This is a genomic window from Palleniella muris (assembly GCF_004792655.1).
In the GTDB taxonomy this organism is placed as follows: domain Bacteria; phylum Bacteroidota; class Bacteroidia; order Bacteroidales; family Bacteroidaceae; genus Prevotella; species Prevotella muris_A.
Genome location: NZ_SRZC01000008.1, coordinates 56,344 through 82,552 on the forward strand (window position 1 = coordinate 56,344; position 26,209 = coordinate 82,552).

The window sequence follows — 26,209 nt, forward strand, 5'->3', positions numbered from 1 at the left end:
GCTTGCAGTTCACTCCATAGAGATTTCCTCTATTCCCTGAATGCCACGCAATTTCTTTATTATGTCCTGAACCTCGGCACGGTGGTGAACTCTGATTGCGAAATGTGCCTCAAAAAGTTCGTTCTCACAATTTATGTTTACAGACTTTATGTTCAATTGCAGCTCGTCAGAAAGTATCTGCGTCACATCCTTCAACAAGCCGATTCTGTCTATTCCTTTCGCAAAGATTCCCGCATCGAAAAGCATTTGGTTATGCATTCCCCACTTTGCGTCAACAATACGATTGCCATAGCTTGACTTCAGACGTATTGCTACAGGACAGTCACGACGATGAATCTTTATCCGGTTCTTGTTGTCTATATATCCTAATATGTCATCACCCGGAATGGCATGGCAGCAGTCCGGGAATATGTATTTGCCGATTGTCTCCTCCGTGAGATATACAGGCTTTTTCTTGTCAAAATCATCTGTGACTATGAATTTATCCTCAGTCTTGACAGCTTTCTTTTTCTCAGCTTTTATGAAAGGGACATACTTGCGCCAGCCTGCAATGTCAACAGCCTTTCGTTTCTTGCCTGTGAGTTTCTTGTGCAAAACATCGTCAAGCACAAAAGACTTACGTCCTATTCCCAGATACAGTTGGTCATGCTTATGCACTTCCAAAAGGTCACAAAGCTTGTCAACAAGAGACACCGTCATTTCCGTGTCATGTTCCTTGAACCATTGACGCAGCATCTCTTCGCCTTCACTGCGTATGACTTTTTCGTCACGACGCAATTGAGCTTGAATCTTGCCTTTTGCCTTCGCTGTAAACACAAAGTTTATCCATTCAGGCTGTACGTGCTGTGCTTTCGATGTCAACACCTCCACTTGGTCACCGGACTGCAGTTTATGGCTTAACGGCACAAGTTTATGATTGACTTTTGCACCTATACAGTGGCTGCCGATGAACGTATGGATATTGTATGCGAAATCCAAAGCTGTACATTCTGCCGGCATGGTGACAATCTCACCCTTGGGAGTGAAGACAAATATCTCGCTTGCAAACAGGTTCAGCTTTATCGTGTCAAGGAAATCCATTGCATCCGGCTGCGGATCATCAAGGATTTCCTTGATTGTGCGCAGCCAGTCGTTCAACTCTTTGTCACGCTCATCGTCAGGGCTGTTCTCTCCTGCCTTATATTTCCAATGTGCGGCAAATCCCTGCTCGGCAATCTCATCCATGTGCTTTGAGCGTATCTGCACCTCTATCCATCTGCCAAGCAGAGACATCAGGGTTACATGAAGAGCCTGATAACCATTAGCCTTCGGATGGTTAAGCCAGTCGCGGAGGCGGTCAGGATGAGCCTTGTACAGTTTGCTGACAGCAACATATATCTGGAAGCACTCATTTATCTCATCTTCGCCCTCACGGGGACTGCAGATGATACGCACGGCAAGTATGTCATATATCTCGTCAAACGTGACATGCTTGTTGCGCATCTTGTTCCAAATGGAGTACGGACTTTTGACTCTTGCCTTAATCTCATACTGCATTCCCATTTTGTCAAGAGCAGCACGTATCGGTGAGGTGAACTCATCAAAGAGCATGTCACGCTGTTCCTGCGTGGATTTGAGTTTCCTGCAGATGTTCTCATACTCTTCCGGATGCTCATAGCGGAAACTCAGGTCTTCAAGTTCCGTCTTTATCTTGTTAAGACCCAGGCGATTCGCCAACGGAGCATAGATGTACAGCGTCTCACCGGCAATCTTATATTGCTTGTTTGCAGGCTGAGATGCAAGTGTTCGCATATTGTGAAGACGGTCACATATTTTTATAAGTATGACACGGATGTCATCACTCATGGTCAACAGCAGCTTCTTGAAGTTCTCTGCCTGTGCAGATGCTTTGTCACCGAATATGCCACCGGAAATCTTTGTCAGTCCGTTGACAATCGTGGCTATCTTCGAACCGAAAATGCTTTCAATATCATCAATGGTGTAATCCGTGTCCTCCACAACATCATGCAGCAATGCAGCACAGATACTTGTAGAGCCGAGCCCCATTTCCTTACAGGCAATATAAGCCACAGCAAGTGGATGCATGATGTACGGCTCGCCCGATAGACGACGTACACCACGATGCGCCTGGCGTGCGAAATTGAACGCCTGCGTTATGATGTCCACTTTCTGACGATGGGATGATTGCATATAGCAGTCCAGTAATTTACGGAAAGCTGCATCAACCATGCTCTCGTCATCCGTTCTCTTGAGAATATCTTCTGCCATAGACTGTATTGTACTATATGAAATTCAGATTTCCAAAGATGATTCAATCAGACACGTCACCTCACCCTAAGTTTCTTGCCGGCACGGATATTAGTTCCGGAGATGCGGTTCAGTTTCTTCAGTTTGGCTACAGTAGTGTTGTTTTTGCGAGCTATTTCGGACAATGTCTGACCGCTCTTTATTGTCACACTTTTTGCTCCACGTCCTCTTCTGCTCCGTTTGCTGCCCCGCCCTTTAGAACGTTTGTATGAAACAGACTCTCGGCGTGTGGACATCACCACATCGGCAACCTCCACTTCCGTACGCTTTTGCAGCAACTCATCAGCGCGGTAAGCATAAATGGAATCCTCCCTGTCTATAAACATGTTGACGTACGACAATGGGAGGCGGATAGGTGACGGTTCCGCAGAGCCCGGGACAATGTTATGCCTGTACTGAGGATTTATGGCACAAAGTTCATCCATGTCTATATCCAAGACTTTGGCAACCTGCTCCAAATGAACATCACGAGTGACCATTACCGTGTCCGTCTTGACCGGCAATGTTGTCACCATTGGACAGATATTGTGCTCGCAATAATAATTCATGATATAGTTTGCGGCAATGAACGCCGGAACATATCCTCTTGTCTCTTTGGGGAGATAAGGATAAATCTTCCAATAGTCCTTCACCCCACCGGCACGATGAATTGCCCTGTTGATAGACTCCGGTCCGGCATTGTAAGCAGCAATCACGAGATTCCAGTCTCCGAAAATACGATAAAGGTCACGCAAGTAATGTGCTGCGGCATAGGAAGCCTTCTCCGGGTCACGGCGTTCGTCAACCAAGGTGTTCACTTTCAGACCATACTGCTTTCCTGTTGTAAGCATGAACTGCCAAAGTCCGGTAGCTCCGACACGGGAGACTGCCCTTGGATTCAATGCAGACTCTATGACAGGAAGATACTTCAACTCCAATGGCATACCATACGTCTCCAATGCCTGCTCAAATATCGGCATATAGAAATTATTGGCACCGAGCATAAGACTTACGGAACGGCGCAATTTTGTGGCATAACGCTCTATGAATTTCTGCACGACCTCATTATACGGCATTTCCATAAGGGTCGGCAATCTGCGTAGACGCTCACGGTAAACATCCGGTTCAAAATACGGATTAACATCACGCATGTTGCAATCTTCATCCTGTTTCAGATAAGTCTGAACGTGATAAGAATTCAAAAGTGAGTCAAGGTCCTGCATCATCGCTTCAGGAACCTCTATCTTCTCTTCGTCACCATTATCGTCCGTAACAACTACATCATTGTCCTCATCTTCAACGTAAACAACCTGTGCCGTGGCTGTCCCCCAGACGCCACCTGCCAACAAAGCTGCCACTGTAATGTATTTCTTTATATTCATAGTCATTTTTAAAAGTTCAACTTGCAACGCACTCCCACACCATTATTCTGCAGGCTGTTGCGCGACGCCACCATTTTCTGTCCCCTTCCGTCAATAAATGCAGGGGATACCTTCATCGTCAAATCATCACTTATGTCAAACTCGGAGAGAGAGGCATCAACATACGCGTCGACAATGGACAACGCATACACACCTATCATGCAGAATATGCTCAAGTCACGCCACCTGCGGAACTTATCCCTTCGGGACTTGAATACAGGTTTGTATCTCTCAACAATCTGTTCCTGAGTCATTTCCGTGTTTCCAAGATGTATGAACTTCATGTAACTGTCCGTAGCCGGGTCACCGTCAATCATATCACGGTAAGCCCTGTCGTAATCGGAATACATCTGTCCATTCCATCGCAAAGCATAAGCACAGCCTACAAATCCTCCATAGACGATCGGGAGCTTCCAGTATTTACGGTTATAAATCTGACCTCCTCCGGGAATAACAATAGCCATCCACATCGCCTTTTTCACATTCGGCTTCCATGTGTTCCAATCCTTTGCCTGCTTTTCAGCCTTTGCTTCCACCGCCTTCTCGTCGTTTGAAGAAGGCAACAGTATGCTTTCCATATCCTTGCCAACAACAGAATCCTGCACTATCTCCATTTTCTTGAAGGTAGTGTCAGCAACTTCCTGTGCAGCCACATCAGCATTGGCAACAATCAGCACAAGCAATATGTTCAGTATAAATTTAATACTTTCCTCAGAATTTATCAAAACAACATTTCACTCTATACATTAATATTAATAGAGTATTCTTATCTCGTCAGAACACAAAGGTTTTGCTTCATGCTCACTGCCCATCAATTCAACGTGTCCAGAATCCTCAGCAGTTCCTCTTCATTGGCAAAAGGGATTGTTATTTTTCCTTTTCCGTTATTGCCACAAGAAAGCTGGACCTTCTGACCTATTCTTTCTGCAAGATGTCTGCGGACAGCCTCAAGAGGTTCTGGCAAAGCTGAAGTTCCCTTCACTTTCTTCTTGCCAAGCTCCACATCCTCCCCATTCTTCAACTGCTGTACAAGTTCCTCCACCTTGCGCACTGAGAGACTGTTCTTTATTATATCCTTGAACAGTTTTATCTGCATCTTCGGGTCATCAAGCGAAAGCAATGCACGCGCGTGTCCCATATCAATATCCCTCTTCTGCAATGCCATCTGCACCTGTGCCGGAAGTTTCAGCAATCGCAGGAAATTTGCGACTGTCGTACGCTTCTTTCCCACACGCTCGGCAAGTCTTTCCTGGGTCATGCCCGTATTATCAATGAGATGCTGGTAGCCCAACGCTATTTCAATGGCATTGAGGTCCTCACGCTGGATATTCTCCACGAGAGCCATCTCCATGACATTCTCGTCATTGATGGTGCGGATATATGCCGGCAATGATGACAACCCTGCCAGTTGGGAAGCACGCCATCGGCGTTCACCGGCGATTATCTGGTAACGGTTTTCGGACAGCTGCCTGAGGGTTATTGGCTGGACTATGCCTATCTCTCGGATGCTGCCGGCAAGCTCCATAAGTGCCTCTTGGTCAAAGTCACGGCGTGGCTGGTCAGGATTCCGTTCAATCTGTGTGATAGGAATCTCATTAATCATTGACGAGCCGCCTGTCTGCACATCATTAGTGGAAATCAATGCTCCCAATCCTTTTCCCGGAGCGGATATATCATCAAGTCCACGTCCAAGCGTGGTGAATTTCTTTCTTACTGCCATTTGTTATTTCTTGTTGATAATCTCCTTAGCAAGAGCTATATGGTTTTTAGCTCCATTAGAGTCCGCATCGTAAAGGATGACAGGGATTCCATGGCTTGGAGCCTCGGATAGTTTCACATTTCTCTGGATTACAGTCTTGAACACGAGTTCCTGGAAATGGCGTTTCACCTCGTCATATATCTGGTTTGCCAATCTCAGGCGGCTGTCATACATCGTCAGCAGGAAGCCCTCTATCTCCAAAGCCGGGTTCAGTCGTGTCTTTATAATCTTTATTGTGTTCAGCAGTTTTGTAATACCCTCCAGCGCAAAGTATTCACACTGCACAGGAATGACGACTGAGTTGGCTGCCGTCAGACAGTTGACCGTGATAAGACCGAGCGATGGTGAACAGTCTATCAGGATATAGTCATATTCGTTTGCCACCGGTGCAAGCATTGTCTTTATTATCATCTCACGCTTGTCAACGTTAAGCATCTCCACCTCTGCACCTACAAGATTGATATGGCTTGGCACAATATCCAGTCCCTCAATGTCTGTCGTGTATATCGCCTCGCGGATGTCCGCATGGTTGATTATGCACTCGTATATGGAGCATTCCACATCCTGGATGTCAACACCAAGACCACTGGACGCATTCGCCTGTGGGTCAGCATCAATGACAAGTACAGACTTCTCCAGTGTTGCCAATGAGGCAGCAAGGTTAATCGTAGTCGTAGTCTTACCCACACCACCTTTCTGATTAGCGATAGCTATTATCTTTGCCATAATATGAAATATTATCTTTTTTCATTGTCCCCGGCTCAAAGTGCCGGATATTTGGGTACAAAGTTAATGATTTTATTTGAGAAATTAGCATATTAGCCCAAAAATTAGTAATTTTGCATGGTTATTTAAGTTACATTGATAGTTACAAGCACCATGCGACGCATGCACCATTGCTTTGCTACACTTGCCGGACCGCATGGAAAATGCTTTTAAAAAGAAACGAAAAGATTATGGAAAAACCACTTATTTTAATATCCAACGACGACGGATACCGTGCAAAAGGAATACGCGAACTCGCAAAAATAGCGATGCAGTTCGGAGAAGTTCTCGTCTGTGCCCCTGAGGGTGCACAGTCAGGAAAGTCAAGGGCGTTCACAATGAACGACATCACTCTCCACAAAGCCAACAGCATTGAGGCTGGCTACCCTGAGGACGTTGATGTATGGTTCTGCACCGGCACGCCTGTGGACTGCGTGAAAATGGCGTACGGAACATTATGCAAACGCAAGCCGAAACTTATCCTCGGAGGCATAAACCATGGTGACAACGCATCTACAAACGCACATTACAGCGGAACGATAGGCGTGGCTTTCGAAGGCTGCATGAAAGGGATTCCGTCCATAGCGTTTTCTCTCTGTGACTTCGAGCCTGACGCCAACTTCGAGCCAATGCGCCCTGTAGTGGAGAAAGTCATCAAGAAGGTGTTTGCCGAAGGTCTGCCACACTTCACCTGCCTGAATGTAAACGTGCCCAAGACTGCTTCATACGAAGAGCTGAAAGGCATCCGCGCATGCCGTATGGCTGACGGCTACTGGCGCAATGAGGTGTCTCCTCAGGACAGAACCGACAGGCAAGGGAACCAGATGTACCTGCTTGAGGGATACTATAAGAGCAACGAGCCTGACGCAGAGGACACTGATGCGTGGGCAATACGCAACGGATATGCTGCCGTAACTCCTTGCACCATAGATATTACGGATTACAGTCTTCTCAAATCACTTGAACTCTAACCAACAGAAAACCGGCAGAAAATGAAATACTATCTTATCGTCGGAGAGGCTTCCGGTGACCTTCATGCAGCGCATCTAATGACAGCCTTGAAGCGTCATGACCCGGAAGCGGAATTCCGCTTCATAGGAGGAGACAACATGCGCACCACCGGCGGCACCATGCTGCGCCACTACAAGGAAATCGCATACATGGGATTCATACCGGTGCTTATGCACTTGCGCACGATTTTCAGCAGTATGGCACTGTGCAAAAAGGACATTCTTGCATGGCAGCCCGACGTTGTCATACCTGTTGACTATGCCGGATTCAACCTCAATATATGCAAATGGCTCAGGAAAATCAAGGCTGAGAAGAAACCGAAAGTGTTCTACTACATCGCCCCGAAGATATGGGCGTGGAAGGAATACCGCATAAAGAAGTTCAAGAGGGATGTCGACGAAATGTTCTGCATCCTGCCTTTTGAGGTGGATTTCTTCCAGGGAAAGCACAACTACCCTGTACATTATGTGGGTAATCCGACAGCCGACGAGGTAAGAAAGTTCAAGAGTAAATACACCGAGACAAAGGAGGAGTTCTGCAAAAAGCATCAACTTGTCCCGCAGAAACCTATCGTCGCATTGCTCCCCGGCAGCAGGAAACAGGAAATAAAAGACAATCTCAGTACAATGCTCGAAGTCGCTGACATACTACCGGGCTGCCAATATGTTGTAGCCAAAGCCCCTTCTGTGGAAATCAACGACATAGATGTGCCCATGGTGGATAATGCAACCTACGAACTGCTATCCCACTCTGACGCCGCATTGGTGACAAGCGGAACAGCAACATTGGAGACGGCTCTGTTCGATGTGCCGCAAGTGGTATGCTACAAGACTCCCGTTCCGAAAATAACACGATGGGCTTTCGACCATATCATACAATGCAAATTCATCTCGCTGGTGAATCTCATTGCCGACAAAGAGATTGTTCCGGAACTTTTTGCCGACAGATTTTCCGCCGAAAGCATCAGTTCCTGCCTAGTGGGCATTCTTCCCGGCGGAAAAAAGCGCAAGCAAATGCTGGACGAATATAAAGATGTGCATGCACGACTCGGCAACGAGTCCGCACCGGAGAATGCGGCAAAGATAATGATGGCATTGCTGAAATAATTTTATTCATCAAAACAGCCACAACGGGCCGTTTCCTTTGCCTATGCTGAGTAAGCGGCCTTGTTTTATACCCTTATCAATCAGCTCTTTTGCTCCGCAGGCAGCATCCTGCAGGTTCTTTCCTTCTGCCAGCAAAGCTGCCACAGCGCTTGACAATGTGCAACCTGTGCCATGAAGGTTTGTAGTGGCTATGCGTGGTGATATGTATTCACAAACGCTTCCGTCAACACAATACAAGTGGTCTGTCATCATCTCTCCCATGGCATGCCCTCCCTTTATCAGGAACGATGTCCCGTAACGCTCCACCAACATACGTCCGACATTACCGGCATCCGCCATAGTAACACCCGCCAGTCGTTCTGATTCCGGAATATTTGGAGTGACAAGTGTACAAAGCGGAAACAACCCACGCTTTATAGCATCTATACACTCATCGCTCATCAGCTGCGTGCCACTGGTGGAAAGCATCACCGGGTCACATACTATTGGTACACTAAGGTGGCTAAGGGTTTCAATAATGACATGTGCAGACTGCGCATCCGGTATCATCCCGATCTTCACAGCAGCCACTTCCACATCACTCAGCACAGAATCAAGCTGTGCCTGCAACATATCTGCAGGTACAGTCATCACCCCCTGCACTCCCACTGTGTTCTGGGCTGTCAGTGCAGTGATAACCGTAACAGCATAATGCCCCAAAGACGTGACAGTCTTAAGGTCTTGCTGAATGCCGGCACCGGCACATGTGTCGCTGCCGGCTATGGTAAGTACAGTCTTCATAACTCATTAATTTTCACCTCCACGCATCGCCTAATATCATTGCACCTCCAAAACCAAGAGCCTTTAGTGCCGGCAAGGCAGCGAAAGTCACACCACCGAGTGCATACACTTTGCTGTCTATGATACCGTCGGCTACAGCACGACAAATATCGTCATGTGTAAAGGCTGAGCAATAACCTTGCTTTGAAATGGAATCGAATATTGGCGAAAGGGACAGATAATCGTGCTCATCCTTATAACGCACAACCTCATCCAACGAATGACAACTACGGCTCACACTACCTTTCCACCCAACAGGCGGCTGCGGATTACGGCGGTTCAAGTGTACTCCGTAAAGCAAATAACGCTGAGCAAGAGTGAAATGGTCATGCACCACCAATCTGTTACGCCATTCCGCAGGCACACTGCGCACCAACCGCTCCAACTCATCATATTCTGCCCCGGGCTTGCGGATATGCACCAAGGTGACACCATTGCGCAAAAACATTACTATCCGCTCGGCTTCCGCATCAATGAATGTCGGCATTGTTATCACTATTGTCGTGAACATCGATAGTTATTGCTTTACAAACAAATCAAAAGAAGCGTCCCAATCCTTCCACACAGGCTCACGCCCCAACTGCTTCAAGCGCAGGTTTATCTCTTTGGCTGTGCGGTTGTCAGAGACAGTGAACTGCTCAAGTGCCTGCGGATAGGTATAGTATCCGCCGGGATTAACCTTTGACTCCGCTGACATTGTCGTTACTCCAAGTGTGCACATATTGTCACGAATGAACTGAGGCTCGCGTGTGGAATATGATATGTCCACATCATGGTCAAATATGCGCATGGCAAACGTAACCTGCGCCAACTCCCTGTCAGTCACGAAGCAGTTAGGACGGAAGCCTTCATTCTGTGCAGGACGCATACGCGGGAAATTCACAGAGTACTTTGTCCTCCAATAATGCTTCTGCAGATAACGCAGGTGATAAGCCATCATTACCACATCCGTGCGCCACTCCTTCTCCAGACCTAACAATGCTCCCATGCCTATGGAATGTACTCCTGCCTGTCCCATACGGTCAAAGCCGTTGACACGCCACTCAAAGTCAGACTTCATTCCTGCCGGATGATACAGTTTATAGTTCTCCCTATGGTATGTCTCCTGAAAACATATCACGCCATTAAGACCATGTTTGGTCAGCTTGCGATAATCCTCCACGCCCAACGGCATCACCTCAATCTTTATGTTAGCGAAATACTTCTTTGCCAAATCAATAGCCTTCGCCAAGTACGGCACTCCGGCTTTCGCCGGATTCTCACCTGTCACAAGCAGGATATTCTCAAATGGCGCAAGTTTCTTTATCGCCTTATACTCATTCTCAATTTGCTCCGGTGTCAGTATGGTGCGCGCCATGGGATTGGAACGGTGAAAACCGCAATAGACGCAGGAGTTGGAACAGGAGTTTGTGATATACAGCGGTATGAACATCGACATGGTCTTGCCGAAACGCTCCTCCGTGTATTTGCGCGACAGCCGCGCCATCTGCTCCAGATACGGCTCCGCTGCCGGAGATACAAGAGCCATGAAGTCATTAACATCGCAATGCTCCTTTGCCAAAGCGCGCCTGACATCAATGTCGGTCATCCGGGATATGCGCTCTGTTGTGTCATCCCAACTTATCTTTAGTAATTCTTCTGAAAACATATTTTTCTTTATTATTCAAACATTAAATCGATAACATTTTGGTTGTCAAATATTTACCACAAAGCTCCACATCGTTCGCAGGTCTATGCTCCACAAGCGGTCTATGAGCGGCTCGCCATAACTGCATATCAGTTGCACAACCTGCGCAGCCTGCACACTTCCCACCACCGCCGGCGTAACGCCCACTATCTCTTTTCCAGAGTGCGGCATTGCCTGTATAGCACCCTCATCAGGGTACAAGGTGCGGTATGTGGCATGTCCCTTGCACAACACACTGACCTGACCTTCAAAAGCACAGACTGCCCCATAAACCATTGGCTTACATTGTGCATGGCACGTGTCACTGATAACATAACGTACAGCGAAATTATCCGTACAATCAACAACAATATCATAACAGCCTATCAGCCGTGCCGCATTGCACGATGTGAGCCTTTCGTTGTATGCATTGACAATGATACCACTGTTTAATGCCGACAAGCGTTCCTTGGCACATAGTGCCTTCGCACGCCCAACCATGCCTTCATCATACAACACCTGCCGCTGCAGATTGCTCACACTCACCACGTCATCATCAACAATGCCTATCGTGCCAACTCCTGCACCGGCAAGATATGCGGCAACCGGTGAGCCCAAGCCACCGGCGCCAACAATCATGACACGTGCCTCTGCCAAACGGCGTTGCCCTTCAATACCTATCTCAGGCAGTATGAGCTGCCTTGCATACCTTGATTCCATCAATCTAAAGTTTCCTAAGGTCGTGAGTCAGCTTGGCGGCACAGAAGTTCGGACCGCACATGGTGCAGTACTCCCCATCTGTATGCCCTGCCTCCTCAAAATACTGTAACGCACGCTCCGGGTCAAGAGACAAATGAAACTGGTCTCTCCAGCGGAACTCAAACCGAGCCTTCGACAATGCGTTGTCCCTTACCTGCGCTCCCGGATGTCCTTTCGCCAAGTCAGCAGCATGTGCGGCAATCCTGTATGCCACCACACCCACACGCACATCCTCCCTGTCAGGCAGGGCAAGATGCTCTTTCGGCGTGACATAGCACAGCATAGCAGTACCCATCCATGCTATCTGCGCTCCGCCTATGGCACTGGTGATGTGGTCATACCCTGGAGCTATGTCGGTTACAATAGGTCCAAGTGTGTAGAATGGTGCTTCGTGACAGTGGTCAAGCTGACGCTCCATGTTCTCCTGTATCTTCTGCATCGGCACATGACCAGGTCCCTCGATGAATGCCTGCACATTCTTGTCCCAAGCACGCAACACGAGTTCGCCCATCGTGTCAAGCTCCGCAAACTGTGCCGCATCGTTAGCGTCGGCAATACATCCGGGACGCAATCCGTCACCAAGCGACAGGGCAACATCATATTGCGCCACAATGTCGCATATATCGTCAAAATGCTCATACAAGAACGACTCCCTATCGTGTATCAAGCACCATTTGCTCATGATAGAGCCGCCACGGCTCACTATTCCGCACAGGCGTGTGTCGGCAAGATGCACATTCTGTCGGCGTATTCCGGCGTGTATGGTGAAATAGTCCACACCCTGCTCACACTGCTCTATCAGCGTATCCTTGTATACTTCCCATGTCAGGTCTTCCACACGGCCGTTCACTTTCTCCAATGCCTGATATATTGGCACAGTACCTACCGGCACAGGACAGTTGCGCACTATCCATTCTCTTGTCTCATGGATGTTCTCACCCGTTGACAGATCCATCAGCGTGTCACCGCCCCATTTGCATGACCACACAGCCTTGTCCACCTCCTCTTCAATAGATGATGTGGTGGCGGAATTGCCGATATTGGTGTTAATCTTCACAAGGAAGTTGCGGCCTATAATCATAGGTTCAGCCTCCGGATGGTTGATGTTTGCAGGCAATACGGCACGTCCGCGGGCTATCTCGTCACGCACGAACTCCGGCGTGATATATGTCTTTATGCCAAGCTCCTCGCAGTTCATATTCTCACGTATTGCCACATACTCCATCTCCGGGGTTATTATCCCCGCCTTGGCGTATGCCATCTGTGTTATGGTCCTGCCCTTTACGGCACGGCGTGGCAAACGTATGTGCTCAAAACGCAGGCTGTCAAGCGAATGGTCGGCAAGTCTCTGCTTGCCATACTCACTCGTCACCTGTGGCAGTTCCTCCGTATCGCCACGCTCCACTATCCATTGTTCACGCACCCTTGGCAATCCCTTCTTCAAATCCACCTCTATGCTTGGGTCAGAGAACGGTCCACCGGTGTCATAGATATAGACCGGTGCATTCGGCACTGTATGAGGTATACCATGCTTGTCCTTTGTTACTGTAGGCGTGAGATTCACCTTGATCATCCCTACCTTTACCGAGGGGAACATCTTTCCTGTCATGTACGCCTTCTCCCTTTTGGCGTACGCTTTATTATCGTTAGGCATAAGTCTGTGTTTGTTTTTCAATGTTATTTAGTCAAGAAACGCTGTCAGCGGCGAACTTGCCTCTGCCGAGTTGCTGACGGCTCCCAGTCCGGCTTCGTATGCGCGGCGACCGGCAACCACTGCCTCCTTGAACGCCACAGCCATCTGCACAGGGTCACCTGCCACAGCAATGGCAGTGTTCACCAGACAGCAGTCCGCGCCCATCTCCATAGCCTCGGCAGCATGGCTTGGCGCACCGATACCGGCATCGACAACCACCGGCACAGTTGCCTGCTCGATGATAATCTGTAGGAAATCCTTCATGCGCAGTCCTTTGTTGGTGCCTATAGGCGCAGCCAACGGCATGACCGTTGCCGCACCGGCCTCCTCCAGATGCTTGCACAATGTAGGGTCTGCCTGGCAATAAGGCAACACGACAAACCCCAGTTTCACCAACTGCTCCGTAGCTTTCAGTGTCTCCACAGAGTCCGGCAACAGATAACGCGGGTCAGGGTGTATCTCCAGTTTCAGCCAGTTGGTGCCGAAAGTCTCACGCGCCATTTGCGCCGCAAAGACTGCCTCTTCTGCATTGCGTACTCCGGAGGTGTTAGGCAGCAGCTGTATGTTTCTGTTCTGCGTGATGTGGGTCAGTAGGTCGTCATGGCTGTCCTCCAGTTCCACACGCTTCATGGCTACCGTAACCATTTCTGTCTCACTTACCTTGATAGCCTCAGCCATCAAGCTGTTGTTGTTGAACTTTCCTGTCCCAAGGAAAAGGCGGGAATCAAACTCTCTTCCCGCAATGACTAATTTGCCCATTATTGTATATGTCTATATATGAAAAAAATTACAAGCAACCATTAACTTGTCAGTTCTACAAGCCTCCTCATCTCCGCCACAGGGTCATTGGCACGCAACACCGTGCCACTCAGTGCCACACCGCTGACACCTGTCTGCATGATGTCCGGTATGTCCTCTGCCGTTATGCCGCCTATCGCCACAACCGGCAGCTTTATGCCATCGGCAGCCATGACCTGCATTATGCCCCGGTAGCCGTCAAGCCCCAAAACAGGCGCAAGCCCTTTCTTTGTGGTAGTAAAGCGGAAAGGACCGCAGCCAATATAGTCAGCGCCGGCAGCATGATGTTGCCGAACATCGGCAATGGTATTGGCTGTGCCACCTATAATAAAACCGTCGCCCAACAGATGCCTTGCTTTCGCTATCGGCATATCTTTCAACCCAAGGTGCACACCGTCAGCGCGCAACTCCTTTACCAGCTCCACACGGTCATCGATGATAAACGTAGCTCCTGCCTCACGGCACATACGTTGCGCAGCTATTGCAACAGGGCGCAGTTCATCATCACCAGCCCCTTTCATGCGCAACTGCACCCACCGGCATCCTCCCTCAAGAGCCATGCGTATGGAGTCAAGATAAGAGTATTCCTCTGTATAATGCGAAATAAACTGTAACATAGTCTTTCTCTCCTTATCCTCCACAAACGGCTTTAATGATTATAACGCTGTCTCCATCCCTCAGGCTTGTCGCAGCCCAGGCATCACGCTGCACCATCTGTCCACCCAATGCCATTGCCACGCCACGTTCCGGCAGTCCAAGTTCCTTTGCCAGTTCTCGCAGGTCAGACGCAAAAGTCTCAGTAGTCTTGTTGTTGATTTTGATATTCATAATCCTTTTGTTTTTATCGTCCCGGAGAGGATTATGCCATACAACGCAAACCCGGACAACGGCTGAAAATATGCCGTCACCCGGGTTTACTCATATATAAAATGATACGATGATATCATTCTCATTTCCTACGGCAGCATTATCTGCATCAGGTCAATGGGTATAATCTCAGCCTCAGCCCCTGCCTTTATACTTAAAGGTATCGGAACAAAAGCACCCCGAGTCTTTGTTATTCGCCTGCAAAGATACTGTTTTTCCTGCAAACAACCAAATATTTTATATGGAAAATTATTTCCACATAAAATATTGCCATACAAATGGCGAAGCAAAAGGTAACACTTGACCACGTGAAAGGTAACACTTGACACAGTAAAAGGTAACACTTTGCGACACAAAGTGTTACCTTTCATAACACCACTGAGAATCAATAAGATACAAAATATTACCTATCCCGCAACATCCACTGCATTATTGCCAAGTCACTCTTTACTTCTCCTTGGAAAAGATATTTGTCCTGCAAAGCCTTTAGTGTGTCATACAGCCCAATGGCTTTATCCCTGTCGTGGTCTATGTACAATGCCACTCCACACATAAGCCTCAATTTCGATGACATCACATTGCTGTATTGCTTTATGTATTTCCTAAGTTGTGCGTCAAGCAATGCCGTCGCCCGTTCATATCGCCCTGTCACCATGGCACAGAAAGCGAGTTCGCAGGCTGTCTCATTGACATACAACGGAATGATGTCTGCCTTATGGGAATAGATTTCAGCAAATTCATCATAAGCCCTCTCCCACTCCATCATGTCCACAAGACGTGAAGCATGCATCAGCGGAATGGAGACTTCCAAAGGGTTCTTATAGTCGATGTCCGTAGACCGGTCAAACAGTTCGTCAGGCATATCCTTAGGACGCACCCCATTCTGAATGAAGGCATTGGAACGAAGTGAACTGACCAACGCTCTCTTACTCAAAGGATTATTGCGCAGATAGAGCATATTGTAGCCATCATTGCCAATGCCGCCCAGCTTCATCGGCACTCCATTGAGCAGAATCAGGAATATGTCTGTCAGGCAGAAAACAAATACAGCCTCAAACATGAACGCGTTAAGATTGAGCCACAGCAGAGGCAAGGCGGCAGGAAGCAACAGAAGATTCGCCAGAACTCCTCCTGCATTGTACCACATTGTAGGCACTTGTTCCAACGGCACGTCAGGTGGTGTCAGCAGACACTGGCCGCCTGTGCCTGCTATGGAGAAGCGTTTGACATGCAACTTTCCGTCAATGCGTATGAAAGTCATGTTGAATATACGGAATGAGACGAACTTGTATCCGGAAAGAAGTCCACAGACAAGATGTCCGGCTTCGTGCACAAGAATAAGAACCGGCAGCGATACGGCAAAAGCTGCCACTCCCACCAAGAATGAAAGCGCAGCTTCCGCAATGTCTGTGGAGCGGAATTTTGCAAACATTTCTACAAACGAAATGTCTGTAAACAATACTACCAGTATGGTCGATGCAAGCACTCCTATTGCCATACCGGCAAACAGACTAAGAAGAAGTTTGAGAGCTGTTTTCATTACCATTATAGAAGAAGAGTTGGTGAACAATAAAAAAAGAGTACCCTCCTTAGTTTTATAAGGAAGATACTCCGGAATTTATCAGTTTTTGCAAACAATTGATTTTCATATATTCAAATACTCCATACGGTACTGTAAATGCATGCACAATGTCCTTGGCAGGCATCGACAGCATCAGTCCTCTGCATCTGTGGACTTAGGAGGGGTGATGGAGTTTCCATTAAGGATGTCCTTCACACGCATAATCTGCAGGATTGAAGCATACGCCCCCTCAGTGAAAGGACCGCTGATATAGGCGACACGGTCGTCACGCAGCAGGTTATTGCTCTCAAGAAGAGACCTTATCGCAGAAACAAAATGCTGCTTCGGATCATAATCTGCAGGAACGGAGACGGCATGAATGCCGTAACTGAGTGCCAGTTCACGATGCACATGAGCATTGTAGCAGACAGCAATCACCGGTATGGAACCACGATAGCTTGAGAGTTTGCGTGCAGTAGAGCCGCTCTTGCAGTCAGTGATGATAGCGCGGACACCGAGTTTCTCTATAGCATCGATGGCACAGTTTGACAGATAGTCCGCAGTATCAATCATTTCCTGCATCTCTACCTTGCCGACATCAGAACTGTGGATGTCATGTTCCACACGGTCGGCAATCTGCGCCATGGTCTTCACTGCTTCCACCGGATACTTTCCGCTTGCTGTCTCACCGGAAAGCATCAGCGCATCCGTACGGTTGTAGATGGCATTGGCAATGTCCGTGACCTCGGCACGTGTAGGGCGAGGGTTGTTAATCATTGTATGGAGCATCTGTGTCGCAACGATTACAGGAGTCTTTGCCACGACACATTTCTTTATAATCTGACGCTGGATGGACGGAATCATCTCCAGAGGCACCTCTATGCCAAGGTCGCCACGGGCAATCATGATGCCGTATGAAGCATTGATAATCTCATCGATGTTGTCCACACCCTCCTGATTCTCTATCTTGGAGATAATCTTTATATCCGAGTTGTGGGCGTCAAGTATGTCCTGGACAGCCTTGACGTCCGCAACACTGCGTACAAAAGAATGTGCTATGAAATCAATGCCTTCTTCGATTGCAAGAAGGATGTTGCTCTTGTCCTTGTCGGTAATTGCCGGCAAGTCGATGTGCTCGCCCGGCACATTGACACTCTTGTTAGCTCCCAAAGTACCGTCATTCATCACCTGCACATATATATTGCCGCCATCGATGGAGACAACCTTCATGTCAAGCTCACCGTCATCAAAGAGGATTTCATCACCTATTTTCACATCCTTCGCTATGTCAGGATAGGAAAGGCATATCACGTCATGGGTAGTCTTTTCTCCTGGACGACCTGTGATTGTCACTTCCTCGCCGGTAGTGTATGTTATCGGTTCGTCCACATAAGTGGAGCGCACTTCCGGTCCCTTGGTGTCAATCAAGATTCCAAGGTCAGGGGAAACAGTCCTTGTATTTCTGATAATCTCACGCAGACCGTCAGGAGTAGCATGGGCAGTGTTCATTCTTATAACGTTCACTCCGGCATCATAAAGTGCACGGATGAACTCCACCGAACAGCGGCGGTCACTTACCGACGCAACAATCTTTGTCTGTTTCATAGAATATTTGGAATTTGTTATCTTTCTGTTCCTAAATTATGAGTTTGTAAGCCATGGGGCTTTTGCAAAATTACAAATAATATTCCATACAGCAAAGAAAAGTGAAAAAAACTTAGATTTTATTTCAGAAAAAATTACTAACTTTGCCTAAAATTTCAATTCTATAACATTCGTTTTTTTAGATGTCTATTTGGTTTTTCTTTAAATTAGCAGGCTCGCTCGCCCTTCTCATGTACGGCATGAAATCCATGAGCGAGAGTCTCCAGAAAATGGCAGGCTCACAGCTTCGCCATGTCTTGCAAGCCATGACAGCAAACAGATTTGCAGGCATGCTTACCGGCGCATTCGTCACCGCATCCGTGCAGTCCTCCACCGCAACGACAGTGATGACAGTTTCCTTTGTCAACGCCGGGCTCATCACGCTTGCACAAGCAATATCTATCATAATGGGTGCCAACATAGGCACGACGCTCACGGCATGGGTTATGTCTGCCGGATTCTCTTTCAATATCACAGACTTTGTCTGGCCGGCATTTTTCCTGGCTATTATTTTGATATACAGCAAAAAGCGCAAGTCCATAGGAGACTTTCTCTTTGGAATCAGTTTCCTCCTTCTCGGACTTGGCACCCTGAAAGAGACAGGAGCAGAGATGCACTTGGAGAACATACCTGCGGTTATGCATTTCTTTGAAGCTTTTGACGACAACTACCTGTCGTACTTCCTGTTCCTTCTCATAGGCGGCATACTGACAGTGTGCGTACAGTCGTCAGCAGCAGTAATGGCTATAACAATGACCCTGTGCTCAACAGGAGTGCTACCCATATACTTGGGAATAGCACTTGTAATGGGAGAAAACATCGGCACAACCGTGACTTCCAATGTCGCTGCCATAACAGCCAACATCCAGGCACGGCGTGCAGCGTTCGCCCACATGTTCTTCAATGTTTTCGGCGTGATATGGGTTCTGTGCATATTCCGAACCTTCGTCAATGCCATTTGCAATCTTGTCGGATACCCTACCGAAGGAGCAACAATTGCCGATGCCGGCAAACTGCCGTTTGTGCTTGCAGCTTTCCATACGATGTTCAATGTCATTAATACTCTTGTGCTTATATGGTTCATTCCACAAATCGAGAAACTCGTATGCCGTGTGATAACGAAATCAAAAGGTGAAGAAGAGGATGACTTCAAACTCAACTTTATCAGCACAGGCCTGATGCAGACTCCTGAACTTTCAGTCCTTGAGGCAGAAAAGGAGATACGCTCATTTGCAAAGAGAATCCAAAAGATGTTTTCGTTTGTCAGAGAACTGCTTGACGAAAAGGATGTGACAGAGTTTGCAAAGAAATTCAGCCGCATTGAGAAATATGAGTCTATCTCCGACCGGATAGAACTGGAGATTGCAGAGTATCTTAATAATGTATCTTCCGAACGCCTCTCTGACTACACCAAAGCAAAGGTAAGGGCTATGCTGAGGGAAATATCGGAAATAGAGTCCATAGGCGACTCATGCTACAACGTTGCAAGAACGATAAACCGCAAACAGCAGTCCAAAGAAGTGTTTACCGAAGAGCAGCATTCCCATATATGCCAGATGATGATGCTCGCCGACAGTTCGCTGACTGAGATGAACAACATGCTCAAAGAGCACCGCGATACAAACGCCTTCAACAAAGTCATGAATATCGAGACAGAAATCAACAATTTCCGAAACCAACTCAAGAACCAGAACATCAATGACATCAACGAGCACAAATATGCTTACGGCATAGGAACCATATATATGGACATAATCACCGAATGCGAAAAGCTTGGCGACTATGTCGTGAACGTCGCGGAAGCAAGACTTGGAATAAGGGTGAAATAATCAGGCTTATAAAGGAATAACATTGCTAAATATCAGTTAAAATCAACTCTTTAGCAAAAAAATCCTAATTTTTGATTATCTTTCTACTGACAAGGCAAATCTTTCAACAAATTTTTATAATTTTGCAGTTCGAAAACAACAAAATAAATAACACTTAATAAAAAAATGACAAAAGCAGATATCATTAACGAGATTGTCGACAGGACTGGCATTGCCCGCTGCGATGCTGCTGCTGCAGTAGAGGCATTTATGGAAGTTGTCAAAGATAATATGGTCAAAAACAACGAGAATGTATACCTCCGCGGATTCGGCAGTTTTATTGTAAAGAAACGCGCAGAGAAGACAGGCCGCAATATTTCAAAGAACACAACAATCATAATTCCTGAGCACAACATACCGGCATTCAAACCTGCAAAGAGCTTCCTGCAGATGATGAAGGGCGAAGAGGTTACCGCACAGGATTAAAATCAAACGGACAAGTAAAAGACAAACAAAATATTAACCACCTAAAATCAAATCATTATGCCAAACGGTAAGAAAAAGAAGGGCCACAAGATGGCAACTCACAAGCGTAAGAAGAGACTCCGTAAGAACAGACATAAGAGCAAGTAAGTTTTTTACGGCTAAATTTAAGGGCGTGTTTTCCACATGCCCTTTCTCTTTATTTAAAAAACAAAGGTAAAAAGTATGACAAGCGAATTAGTAATTGATGTAAAAGCGGAGGAAATATCCATCGCATTGCTGGAAGACAAGAATCTCGTGGAGTATCAGACAGAGACAACATCACAGTCGTTCTCCGTGGGAAACATCTACCTTGCAAAAGTCAAGAAACTGATGCCCGGACTCAACGCCTCCTTTATCAATGTTGGCTATGAGCGTGAAGCTTTCCTACACTACCTTGACCTCGGACCGCAATTCGCAAGCTACGAGAAGTATCTCAAACAGGTGAGAAGCGACCACCGGAAACTCTATCCTTTTGAAAAAGCCATGCACCTGCCTGACCTGAAAAAGGACGGCAGCATAGCATCCACACTCACAAAAGAGCAAGAGGTGCTGGTGCAGATTGTCAAAGAACCAATCTCCACAAAAGGACCGCGCCTGACATGCGACCTCTCATTCGCCGGACGTTACTTGGTGCTCATGCCATTCCACGATAAGGTTTCCGTTTCCTCGAAAATAAAAAGCGGAGAGGAGCGTTCACGCCTGAAGCAAATCATCCATAGCGTCAAACCACGCAATTTCGGAGTGATAATCCGCACTGTAGCGGAAGGATGTGACGGAGCAGAACTTCAAAACGAACTGCAGATTCTCATCAAACGCTGGGAAGATGTCATCAATAAGGCACAGACTGCCACACCATTGCCACAACTTGTCTATGAAGAGACAAGCCGTGCCATTGCACTTCTTCGTGACATGTTCAACCCGACATATTCTGCAATATATGTCAATGACAAGGCTATATTTGATGAGGTCAAGGACTATGTCACCCTCATAGCTCCGGAGAAAGCCGGCATAGTAAAACTCTACGAAGGCAAAGTGCCTATCTTTGACAATTTCAACATCACAAAACAGTTGAAATCAGGATTTGGCAAAACCGTCAACTATAAACACGGTGCCTATCTCATCATAGAGCATACGGAAGCGATGCATGTGGTCGATGTCAACAGTGGCAACCGCACAAAAGCAGAGAACGGACAGGAACAGAACGCACTTGATGTCAACCTTGGTGCTGCAGACGAACTTGCACGGCAGTTACGTCTGCGGGATATGGGAGGAATAATCATCGTGGACTTCATCGACATGCATCTTGCAGAAGATCGCCAGCTTCTCTACGAGCGGATGTGCAAGAACATGCAGCAGGACAGAGCAAGGCATAATATCCTGCCTCTGTCAAAATTCGGACTGATGCAGATTACACGCCAGCGTGTCCGTCCGGCTATGGACATCCATGTTGAAGAAATCTGTCCCACATGCTTTGGCAAAGGAAAAATAAAGTCAAGCATCCTTTTCACCGACCAATTGGAGCGGAAAATAGAATACCTCACAAAGAAAGTAGGAGAGAAACACATAACGTTACATGTCCACCCATACGTGGAAGCGTACATAACAAAAGGACTGTGGAGCATACAGCGCCGATGGCAGTTGAAATATGGCTTTGGAATAAACGTTGTTGCATCGCAGAAACTTGCTTTCCTTCAATATGAGTTCTATGACAAGAACAACCAGTTCATAGACATGAAGGAAGAACACGACAATTAAACAAAGAAAAGCTGAAGCAGACTGTATAAGTCGCAAATTGGCAAATACAAACAAACGTGCCATTGTGAATATAACCGGCACAACCATAAAATAACAAAGAGGATATTCCATTACAAGGACAAAGCCTGACAAAAGCACTGAGCGTTCTATATAAAATAGAGGCGGCTTGCAGAATTGCAAGCCGCCTCTATTTATATTCCATAATATTTTTTTATCAGAAGAAAAGGTAACGGTTATCCTTAACTTCAGCATTCTGATAGAGTTCCTGCATGAAATTGCCGGCATACTGCATCATCTTCTGCTTCAGTGTTGCCATTGTTGCCTTCTCGTCGTACTTTACAGGACGGTTGGACTTCTTCACAACCTGGAAGAGGTAAACGCCGCCATTTCCCTTAACAGGATTCTTTGAGAACGCACCTGCCTTTACAGATGCGACAGCACCTGAGAGAGCAGGCTCTGCTGCACCTGTAGCCTGAACAAACACAGGAGCCGCGAATGTCACCTGATTAACAGAAGCAACCTGACCGCCCTTTGCCTTTGCAGCAGCAACAGACTTGACATCCTTCACCTTTGCCATAAGAATCTCTGCCTGCTTGTCACGGAGAGCCTCAGCCTTGACAAATGACTTCACACGCTCATCATCCAAAGTACGGTACCCCTCTTTGTTGACCTTTGTAAGAACCATAACAAGGAGAGTGTTATTGTCACCACACTCATAGAGAGGAGACACTGCACCTTCTTCTGCTTCAAACAACCATTTCATGGCATCGCGTGTAGCACGTATTCCTGCAATATTATGCTGTGCTGTAGTGACATCATTGAGAGGCATCACCTGATAGCCGTTCTTTTTGGCATTCTTCTCCAACTGCTCAGCATTCTGAGTTTCGCTCACGAACTGGCTGAACTTGTTGTAAGCCTGTGAATAAGTGTCCTTAGAGAAATTATTGTCACGCTTCACAACAGCAGCAACATACTTTGTTGTAGGAGCCTTGCGGTCAAGCACCTGAACAATGATGTTTCCTGAAGTCAGCTGCACGTTTGCTGTCTGGCCAACACCAAGATTCATGACAGTCTGGAGGTAAGTCTTTGAATCCTTGTCCATTGATGGAGAAGACTCGTACATAGCACCTGTAAGCCATGTCTTCTCGCCTGTCTGTCCGTATTTCTTGGCAAGAGCCTCGAAATCAGCACCACCGTTCACAGCATTGTATACAGAGTCAGCCTTTACACGAGCTGCTTCAGCTGTCTCAGCACCAACCTGAATGACACGGAACTGTATTGAGTCCGGCATCTCCTGCTTTGAAATCAGCTTCACTACATTATATGTATTGTCCAGCTTGTTCTCAACAGGACCATAAACCTGCCCTGCGCTCATAGAGTCCAGACGCGCTGCGATATCACGTGGGAAAGCTCTTCCTGACTGTGGCAGACCAAGGTATGAAACCTGTGATGCACTCTTGCGCACCACCTCTGTAGGGTCAGCAGCTGTTGCGAGTTGTGACGCGAAGCCCTGCATCTCCTTGATAGTAGCCTGACGGTCGGCAGTGCTTGCAGAAACCTGCACACTGACATACTTAACGTCACGGCTTTCAACTGTCTGACGGAACATGTCCTTCATTTCCTCATACTTTGCCTTAAGGTCTGCATCAGAAACCTTTGCCTCAGACTCCTTCACAGATGTATAAGGGAATGCAGCAAGCTGTATGTTTGCCTCCTCATTCTCATCCTTGAAAGCCATCTTTGCCTCCATAGGGTTAGACATGATACAGTTGGCAAGAAGCACCTGGTACTTTCCTGCAAGAATCTGCTGGCGGAGAGTCTTCTCGATGAAAGTCCAATACTTATAGACTGTAGCATACTGCTCTGCCTGCTGAGGGTTTGTTGACTGCATCTGCTTGTAGTCAGCGAGGAACTTCTTCAGCGCATTAGCATCAAAGCGTCCTGTCTGCTGGTTGACGAAAGGTGTCTGTGCCAACATAGGGTTTGTTCCCTCCTTCAGGACATTCTGAAGTTCTTGGTCTGTCACTGTAAGACCGAGTTTAGAAGCCTCATTCTCAACAATGCTTGTCTGGACATAAGTGTTCCACACCATATCCTTAACCTGATTCAGTTCTTCCTCGGAGAGGTTCTCGCGACCTTGGGTCATCTTAATAACCTCCTGATACTCATCGACGAGAGCCTGAAACTCCTGAACACTGACTTTCTTTCCAAGCACCTCACCGACCTGCTGACGAGAATCGTTACGCAGAGCGTCAGTAGAGCGTACCAATTCCTCTGCTATAAAAGCAAAGAGAGCGAGACCCACTACGCCAATAAGGACAGGTCCCCAGCTACGGATTTTACCAATTGCTGCCATTTCTTTTTTAGTTATTGTTTTTATTATTATTTATTTTCCAATTAATATCTCTATGGCATAATACCACATTTAGCGCACAAAATTACAAAAAATATCGCAAACACGCAAATTTTCAGTATAAAACTTGCCCAAAACGCACTATAACAAAGACAATGGAAAGACAAAAGCCATGAACCGCAACAGCAATTCATGACTTCTATATATATCCACTGACCGAACAATCAGCTACTTTGAGAAACGGATACCGATAAGCATGCCGTTAAAATTCTTCATAAGTGAAGAGACGGCTGCAAGTTCTTTTGTACCAGCAGTTCCTGCAACATTCTGCAAAAAGTCCTTCAACTTTGTGGCATCACCGACTACCACAAGCGAACCATTCTCCAACTGAGGAGTAAGGCTGCAAGGTTTTGTACGCCCCTTGAATGTCAGGTGCACATCGTTACCGGAGATAGTGTATGTACCCGTAATCTTCTTATTCTTGAAGTTCACACAGAAAGCCTTGTCACTATTGAACGTTATTGACATCTTGTCCTTGGTCATTCCCACCTTTGAGAAATATGTCTGCAACTTATCTTCTATCTTGGTACTTGCAGCCGCCCCGCCAAGACTCGCTATGGTATTGTCGCTTTTAAGCACCACCGCCGGACGCTGATAAGTCCACGTTCCCTGTATCTGCTTGGATGTCGGAACAAGTTTTGTCGACAGAACCTCTGTCACCTTACCAAGCAACTCACTCAACTGCGCACTTGCACTCGCATTGAAACAAAGCAGCATCACTGCCACCGCAACCATTCTGATAGTATTCTTTCCCATGGTTTTCTTTACTGATTTTATCGTATGTTACATATTGTTTTCCTTCTCAAGCAGAGCCATCAACTTCCCCGTCCAGTCCTCACCGTTGACCGGGCATAAAGTCCGGAAGCCCAAAGAGGCTGCCATTTCAACATTCTTCGCACCATCATCCACGAAAAGAGCTTCACTCGGAGATATTCCCTCATGTTCAAGGACATGCCGGAAATACCTCTCACTCGGCTTCATGGCACCTATTTCATAACTCTTATAGCATGCATCAAAATAATCACTGACAGGCTTTCCCTCAGGACATTCGTCATCCAAGCCACGGCTGAACTCACTGCTGCATGCCCATGCCATCATGAACGGGTTGGTGTTGGACACCATCACAAGCCTGTACCCCATATTGCGGAGCTTTCTGAGAATGTCTATGTTACGCTTCGGCAAATCGCTTTTGTAGCCCGTCCAAGCCCACTTGCATTCCTCCCAAGTGACCTCCTTGCCACACATTGCCGACATTTCTGCAACAAATCCGTCCGCCGAGAGCTTGCCGTCCTCCACGTCACCGAACATCCCAGCCTGTGTGTAAGCGTCAAGACGCTTCTCCACATCAGGCACTCCCAATGCACCGAAACGGCGCATCGCTTCCTTTTGGTCAAGAGTGATTATCACTCCTCCAAAGTCAAACAAAATAGTCTTTATCATTGTTCTTTATCCAATTTCGGCACAAAGGTACAATATTTTCCTTAAAACAGCAAAATTCGATGGGAATTGTTTGCAAACATCACCCATATTTGTTAATATTATTTAAGAAAGAG

At 47.0% G+C, this 26,209-nt stretch carries 23 protein-coding genes; 5 read left to right on the top strand and 18 right to left on the bottom strand.

The annotated features are described in order from the left end of the window. Positions 1-9: 9 nt before the first annotated feature. The 5 genes from E5358_RS06235 to E5358_RS06255 all read right to left on the bottom strand — a co-directional run bounded on the left by E5358_RS06235 (position 10) and on the right by E5358_RS06255 (position 6,192). The gene (locus E5358_RS06235; protein WP_135939369.1) at positions 10-2,268 is read right to left on the bottom strand and encodes a RelA/SpoT family protein; all 2,259 of its coding nucleotides are present in this window, start codon (positions 2,266-2,268) and stop codon (positions 10-12) included. Between the two features lie 56 nt (positions 2,269-2,324). Then, a complete protein-coding gene (locus tag E5358_RS06240) occupies positions 2,325-3,668 on the bottom strand; it encodes a lytic transglycosylase domain-containing protein (RefSeq protein WP_135939370.1) in 1,344 nt (447 codons plus the stop codon). 8 nt (positions 3,669-3,676) lie between these two features. Then, entirely contained in the window at positions 3,677-4,390 is a 714-nt protein-coding gene (locus E5358_RS06245; protein WP_135939371.1) for a DUF5683 domain-containing protein, read from the bottom strand. A 128-nt stretch (positions 4,391-4,518) separates the two neighbouring features. Next, the gene (locus tag E5358_RS06250; protein ID WP_135939372.1) at positions 4,519-5,427 is read right to left on the bottom strand and encodes a ParB/RepB/Spo0J family partition protein; all 909 of its coding nucleotides are present in this window, start codon (positions 5,425-5,427) and stop codon (positions 4,519-4,521) included. A gap of 3 nt (positions 5,428-5,430) precedes the next feature. Continuing rightward, complete coding sequence (locus E5358_RS06255) at positions 5,431-6,192, bottom strand: ParA family protein (protein ID WP_135939373.1); 762 nt, start codon at positions 6,190-6,192, stop codon at positions 5,431-5,433. Between the two features lie 230 nt (positions 6,193-6,422). On the opposite strand from E5358_RS06255, the gene surE reads away from it, so the two are divergent. Next, complete coding sequence (gene surE, locus E5358_RS06260; RefSeq protein WP_277821187.1) at positions 6,423-7,202, top strand: 5'/3'-nucleotidase SurE; 780 nt, start codon at positions 6,423-6,425, stop codon at positions 7,200-7,202. 21 nt (positions 7,203-7,223) lie between these two features. After that, positions 7,224-8,348: a lipid-A-disaccharide synthase gene (lpxB, locus tag E5358_RS06265; RefSeq protein WP_135939375.1), complete on the top strand. Its 1,125-nt coding sequence runs from the start codon at positions 7,224-7,226 to the stop codon at positions 8,346-8,348. A gap of 9 nt (positions 8,349-8,357) precedes the next feature. Here lpxB and thiD read toward each other — a convergent pair whose 3' ends face one another. The 10 genes from thiD to pyk all read right to left on the bottom strand — a co-directional run bounded on the left by thiD (position 8,358) and on the right by pyk (position 18,116). After that, positions 8,358-9,128 carry a bifunctional hydroxymethylpyrimidine kinase/phosphomethylpyrimidine kinase gene (gene thiD / locus E5358_RS06270; protein WP_135939376.1) on the bottom strand — a complete coding sequence of 257 codons (771 nt, stop codon included), beginning with the start codon at positions 9,126-9,128 and terminating at the stop codon, positions 8,358-8,360. Between the two features lie 13 nt (positions 9,129-9,141). Further along, the gene (locus tag E5358_RS06275) at positions 9,142-9,678 is read right to left on the bottom strand and encodes a thiamine phosphate synthase (protein ID WP_135939377.1); all 537 of its coding nucleotides are present in this window, start codon (positions 9,676-9,678) and stop codon (positions 9,142-9,144) included. 6 nt (positions 9,679-9,684) lie between these two features. Beyond that, on the bottom strand, positions 9,685-10,815 hold the full coding sequence (thiH, locus tag E5358_RS06280) for a 2-iminoacetate synthase ThiH (protein ID WP_135939378.1): 1,131 nt from the start codon (positions 10,813-10,815) through the stop codon (positions 9,685-9,687). Between the two features lie 45 nt (positions 10,816-10,860). Then, entirely contained in the window at positions 10,861-11,553 is a 693-nt protein-coding gene (locus E5358_RS06285) for a HesA/MoeB/ThiF family protein (RefSeq protein ID WP_135939379.1), read from the bottom strand. Positions 11,554-11,557: 4 nt separating this feature from the next. Beyond that, positions 11,558-13,246 (bottom strand): phosphomethylpyrimidine synthase ThiC, encoded by a 1,689-nt coding sequence (thiC, locus tag E5358_RS06290; protein WP_135939380.1) that lies wholly within the window; start codon positions 13,244-13,246, stop codon positions 11,558-11,560. Positions 13,247-13,273: 27 nt separating this feature from the next. After that, a complete protein-coding gene (locus tag E5358_RS06295; RefSeq protein ID WP_135939381.1) occupies positions 13,274-14,044 on the bottom strand; it encodes a thiazole synthase in 771 nt (256 codons plus the stop codon). Between the two features lie 41 nt (positions 14,045-14,085). Beyond that, positions 14,086-14,700, bottom strand: coding sequence for a thiamine phosphate synthase (locus tag E5358_RS06300; protein WP_135939382.1), 615 nt, complete (start codon positions 14,698-14,700; stop codon positions 14,086-14,088). A 13-nt stretch (positions 14,701-14,713) separates the two neighbouring features. Continuing rightward, positions 14,714-14,911, bottom strand: a complete 198-nt coding sequence (gene thiS / locus E5358_RS06305; protein WP_135939383.1) for a sulfur carrier protein ThiS — start codon at positions 14,909-14,911, stop codon at positions 14,714-14,716. A gap of 442 nt (positions 14,912-15,353) precedes the next feature. After that, positions 15,354-16,490, bottom strand: a complete 1,137-nt coding sequence (locus E5358_RS06310) for a hypothetical protein (protein WP_135939384.1) — start codon at positions 16,488-16,490, stop codon at positions 15,354-15,356. 174 nt (positions 16,491-16,664) lie between these two features. After that, on the bottom strand, positions 16,665-18,116 hold the full coding sequence (gene pyk, locus E5358_RS06315) for a pyruvate kinase (RefSeq protein WP_135939385.1): 1,452 nt from the start codon (positions 18,114-18,116) through the stop codon (positions 16,665-16,667). 182 nt (positions 18,117-18,298) lie between these two features. Here pyk and E5358_RS06320 point away from each other — a divergent pair, with 182 nt between their 5' ends. From E5358_RS06320 to E5358_RS06330, 3 genes are all read left to right on the top strand, one after another. Next, entirely contained in the window at positions 18,299-19,984 is a 1,686-nt protein-coding gene (locus E5358_RS06320; protein ID WP_135939386.1) for a Na/Pi cotransporter family protein, read from the top strand. Between the two features lie 165 nt (positions 19,985-20,149). After that, entirely contained in the window at positions 20,150-20,449 is a 300-nt protein-coding gene (locus tag E5358_RS06325; protein WP_135939387.1) for an HU family DNA-binding protein, read from the top strand. Between the two features lie 222 nt (positions 20,450-20,671). Next, on the top strand, positions 20,672-22,243 hold the full coding sequence (locus E5358_RS06330; protein ID WP_135939388.1) for an Rne/Rng family ribonuclease: 1,572 nt from the start codon (positions 20,672-20,674) through the stop codon (positions 22,241-22,243). Positions 22,244-22,457: 214 nt separating this feature from the next. On the opposite strand, the gene E5358_RS06335 is transcribed toward E5358_RS06330, so the two are convergent. From E5358_RS06335 to E5358_RS06345, 3 genes are all read right to left on the bottom strand, one after another. Further along, the gene (locus tag E5358_RS06335; RefSeq protein ID WP_135939389.1) at positions 22,458-24,599 is read right to left on the bottom strand and encodes a peptidylprolyl isomerase; all 2,142 of its coding nucleotides are present in this window, start codon (positions 24,597-24,599) and stop codon (positions 22,458-22,460) included. Positions 24,600-24,824: 225 nt separating this feature from the next. After that, entirely contained in the window at positions 24,825-25,412 is a 588-nt protein-coding gene (locus E5358_RS06340) for a lipocalin-like domain-containing protein (protein WP_135939390.1), read from the bottom strand. A gap of 27 nt (positions 25,413-25,439) precedes the next feature. Continuing rightward, entirely contained in the window at positions 25,440-26,096 is a 657-nt protein-coding gene (locus E5358_RS06345; protein WP_135939391.1) for an HAD family hydrolase, read from the bottom strand. Between the last annotated feature and the right edge of the window lie 113 nt (positions 26,097-26,209).

What these genes read in the sequence shown, in the direction of transcription:
- surE (WP_277821187.1), top strand. Translation starts at nt 6,423, where the DNA reads ATGGAAAAACCACTTATTTTAATATCCAACGACGACGGATACCGTGCA.
- E5358_RS06285 (WP_135939379.1), bottom strand. Translation starts at nt 11,553, where the DNA reads ATGGAATCAAGGTATGCAAGGCAGCTCATACTGCCTGAGATAGGTATT.
- E5358_RS06250 (WP_135939372.1), bottom strand. Translation starts at nt 5,427, where the DNA reads ATGGCAGTAAGAAAGAAATTCACCACGCTTGGACGTGGACTTGATGAT.
- thiC (WP_135939380.1), bottom strand. Translation starts at nt 13,246, where the DNA reads ATGCCTAACGATAATAAAGCGTACGCCAAAAGGGAGAAGGCGTACATG.
- E5358_RS06295 (WP_135939381.1), bottom strand. Translation starts at nt 14,044, where the DNA reads ATGGGCAAATTAGTCATTGCGGGAAGAGAGTTTGATTCCCGCCTTTTC.
- E5358_RS06235 (WP_135939369.1), bottom strand. Translation starts at nt 2,268, where the DNA reads ATGGCAGAAGATATTCTCAAGAGAACGGATGACGAGAGCATGGTTGAT.
- thiH (WP_135939378.1), bottom strand. Translation starts at nt 10,815, where the DNA reads ATGTTTTCAGAAGAATTACTAAAGATAAGTTGGGATGACACAACAGAG.
- E5358_RS06325 (WP_135939387.1), top strand. Translation starts at nt 20,150, where the DNA reads ATGACAAAAGCAGATATCATTAACGAGATTGTCGACAGGACTGGCATT.
- E5358_RS06240 (WP_135939370.1), bottom strand. Translation starts at nt 3,668, where the DNA reads ATGAATATAAAGAAATACATTACAGTGGCAGCTTTGTTGGCAGGTGGC.
- E5358_RS06320 (WP_135939386.1), top strand. Translation starts at nt 18,299, where the DNA reads ATGTCTATTTGGTTTTTCTTTAAATTAGCAGGCTCGCTCGCCCTTCTC.
- thiS (WP_135939383.1), bottom strand. Translation starts at nt 14,911, where the DNA reads ATGAATATCAAAATCAACAACAAGACTACTGAGACTTTTGCGTCTGAC.
- lpxB (WP_135939375.1), top strand. Translation starts at nt 7,224, where the DNA reads ATGAAATACTATCTTATCGTCGGAGAGGCTTCCGGTGACCTTCATGCA.
- pyk (WP_135939385.1), bottom strand. Translation starts at nt 18,116, where the DNA reads ATGAAACAGACAAAGATTGTTGCGTCGGTAAGTGACCGCCGCTGTTCG.
- E5358_RS06340 (WP_135939390.1), bottom strand. Translation starts at nt 25,412, where the DNA reads ATGGGAAAGAATACTATCAGAATGGTTGCGGTGGCAGTGATGCTGCTT.
- E5358_RS06310 (WP_135939384.1), bottom strand. Translation starts at nt 16,490, where the DNA reads ATGAAAACAGCTCTCAAACTTCTTCTTAGTCTGTTTGCCGGTATGGCA.
- E5358_RS06255 (WP_135939373.1), bottom strand. Translation starts at nt 6,192, where the DNA reads ATGGCAAAGATAATAGCTATCGCTAATCAGAAAGGTGGTGTGGGTAAG.
- E5358_RS06275 (WP_135939377.1), bottom strand. Translation starts at nt 9,678, where the DNA reads ATGTTCACGACAATAGTGATAACAATGCCGACATTCATTGATGCGGAA.
- E5358_RS06335 (WP_135939389.1), bottom strand. Translation starts at nt 24,599, where the DNA reads ATGGCAGCAATTGGTAAAATCCGTAGCTGGGGACCTGTCCTTATTGGC.
- thiD (WP_135939376.1), bottom strand. Translation starts at nt 9,128, where the DNA reads ATGAAGACTGTACTTACCATAGCCGGCAGCGACACATGTGCCGGTGCC.
- E5358_RS06330 (WP_135939388.1), top strand. Translation starts at nt 20,672, where the DNA reads ATGACAAGCGAATTAGTAATTGATGTAAAAGCGGAGGAAATATCCATC.
- E5358_RS06300 (WP_135939382.1), bottom strand. Translation starts at nt 14,700, where the DNA reads ATGTTACAGTTTATTTCGCATTATACAGAGGAATACTCTTATCTTGAC.
- E5358_RS06345 (WP_135939391.1), bottom strand. Translation starts at nt 26,096, where the DNA reads ATGATAAAGACTATTTTGTTTGACTTTGGAGGAGTGATAATCACTCTT.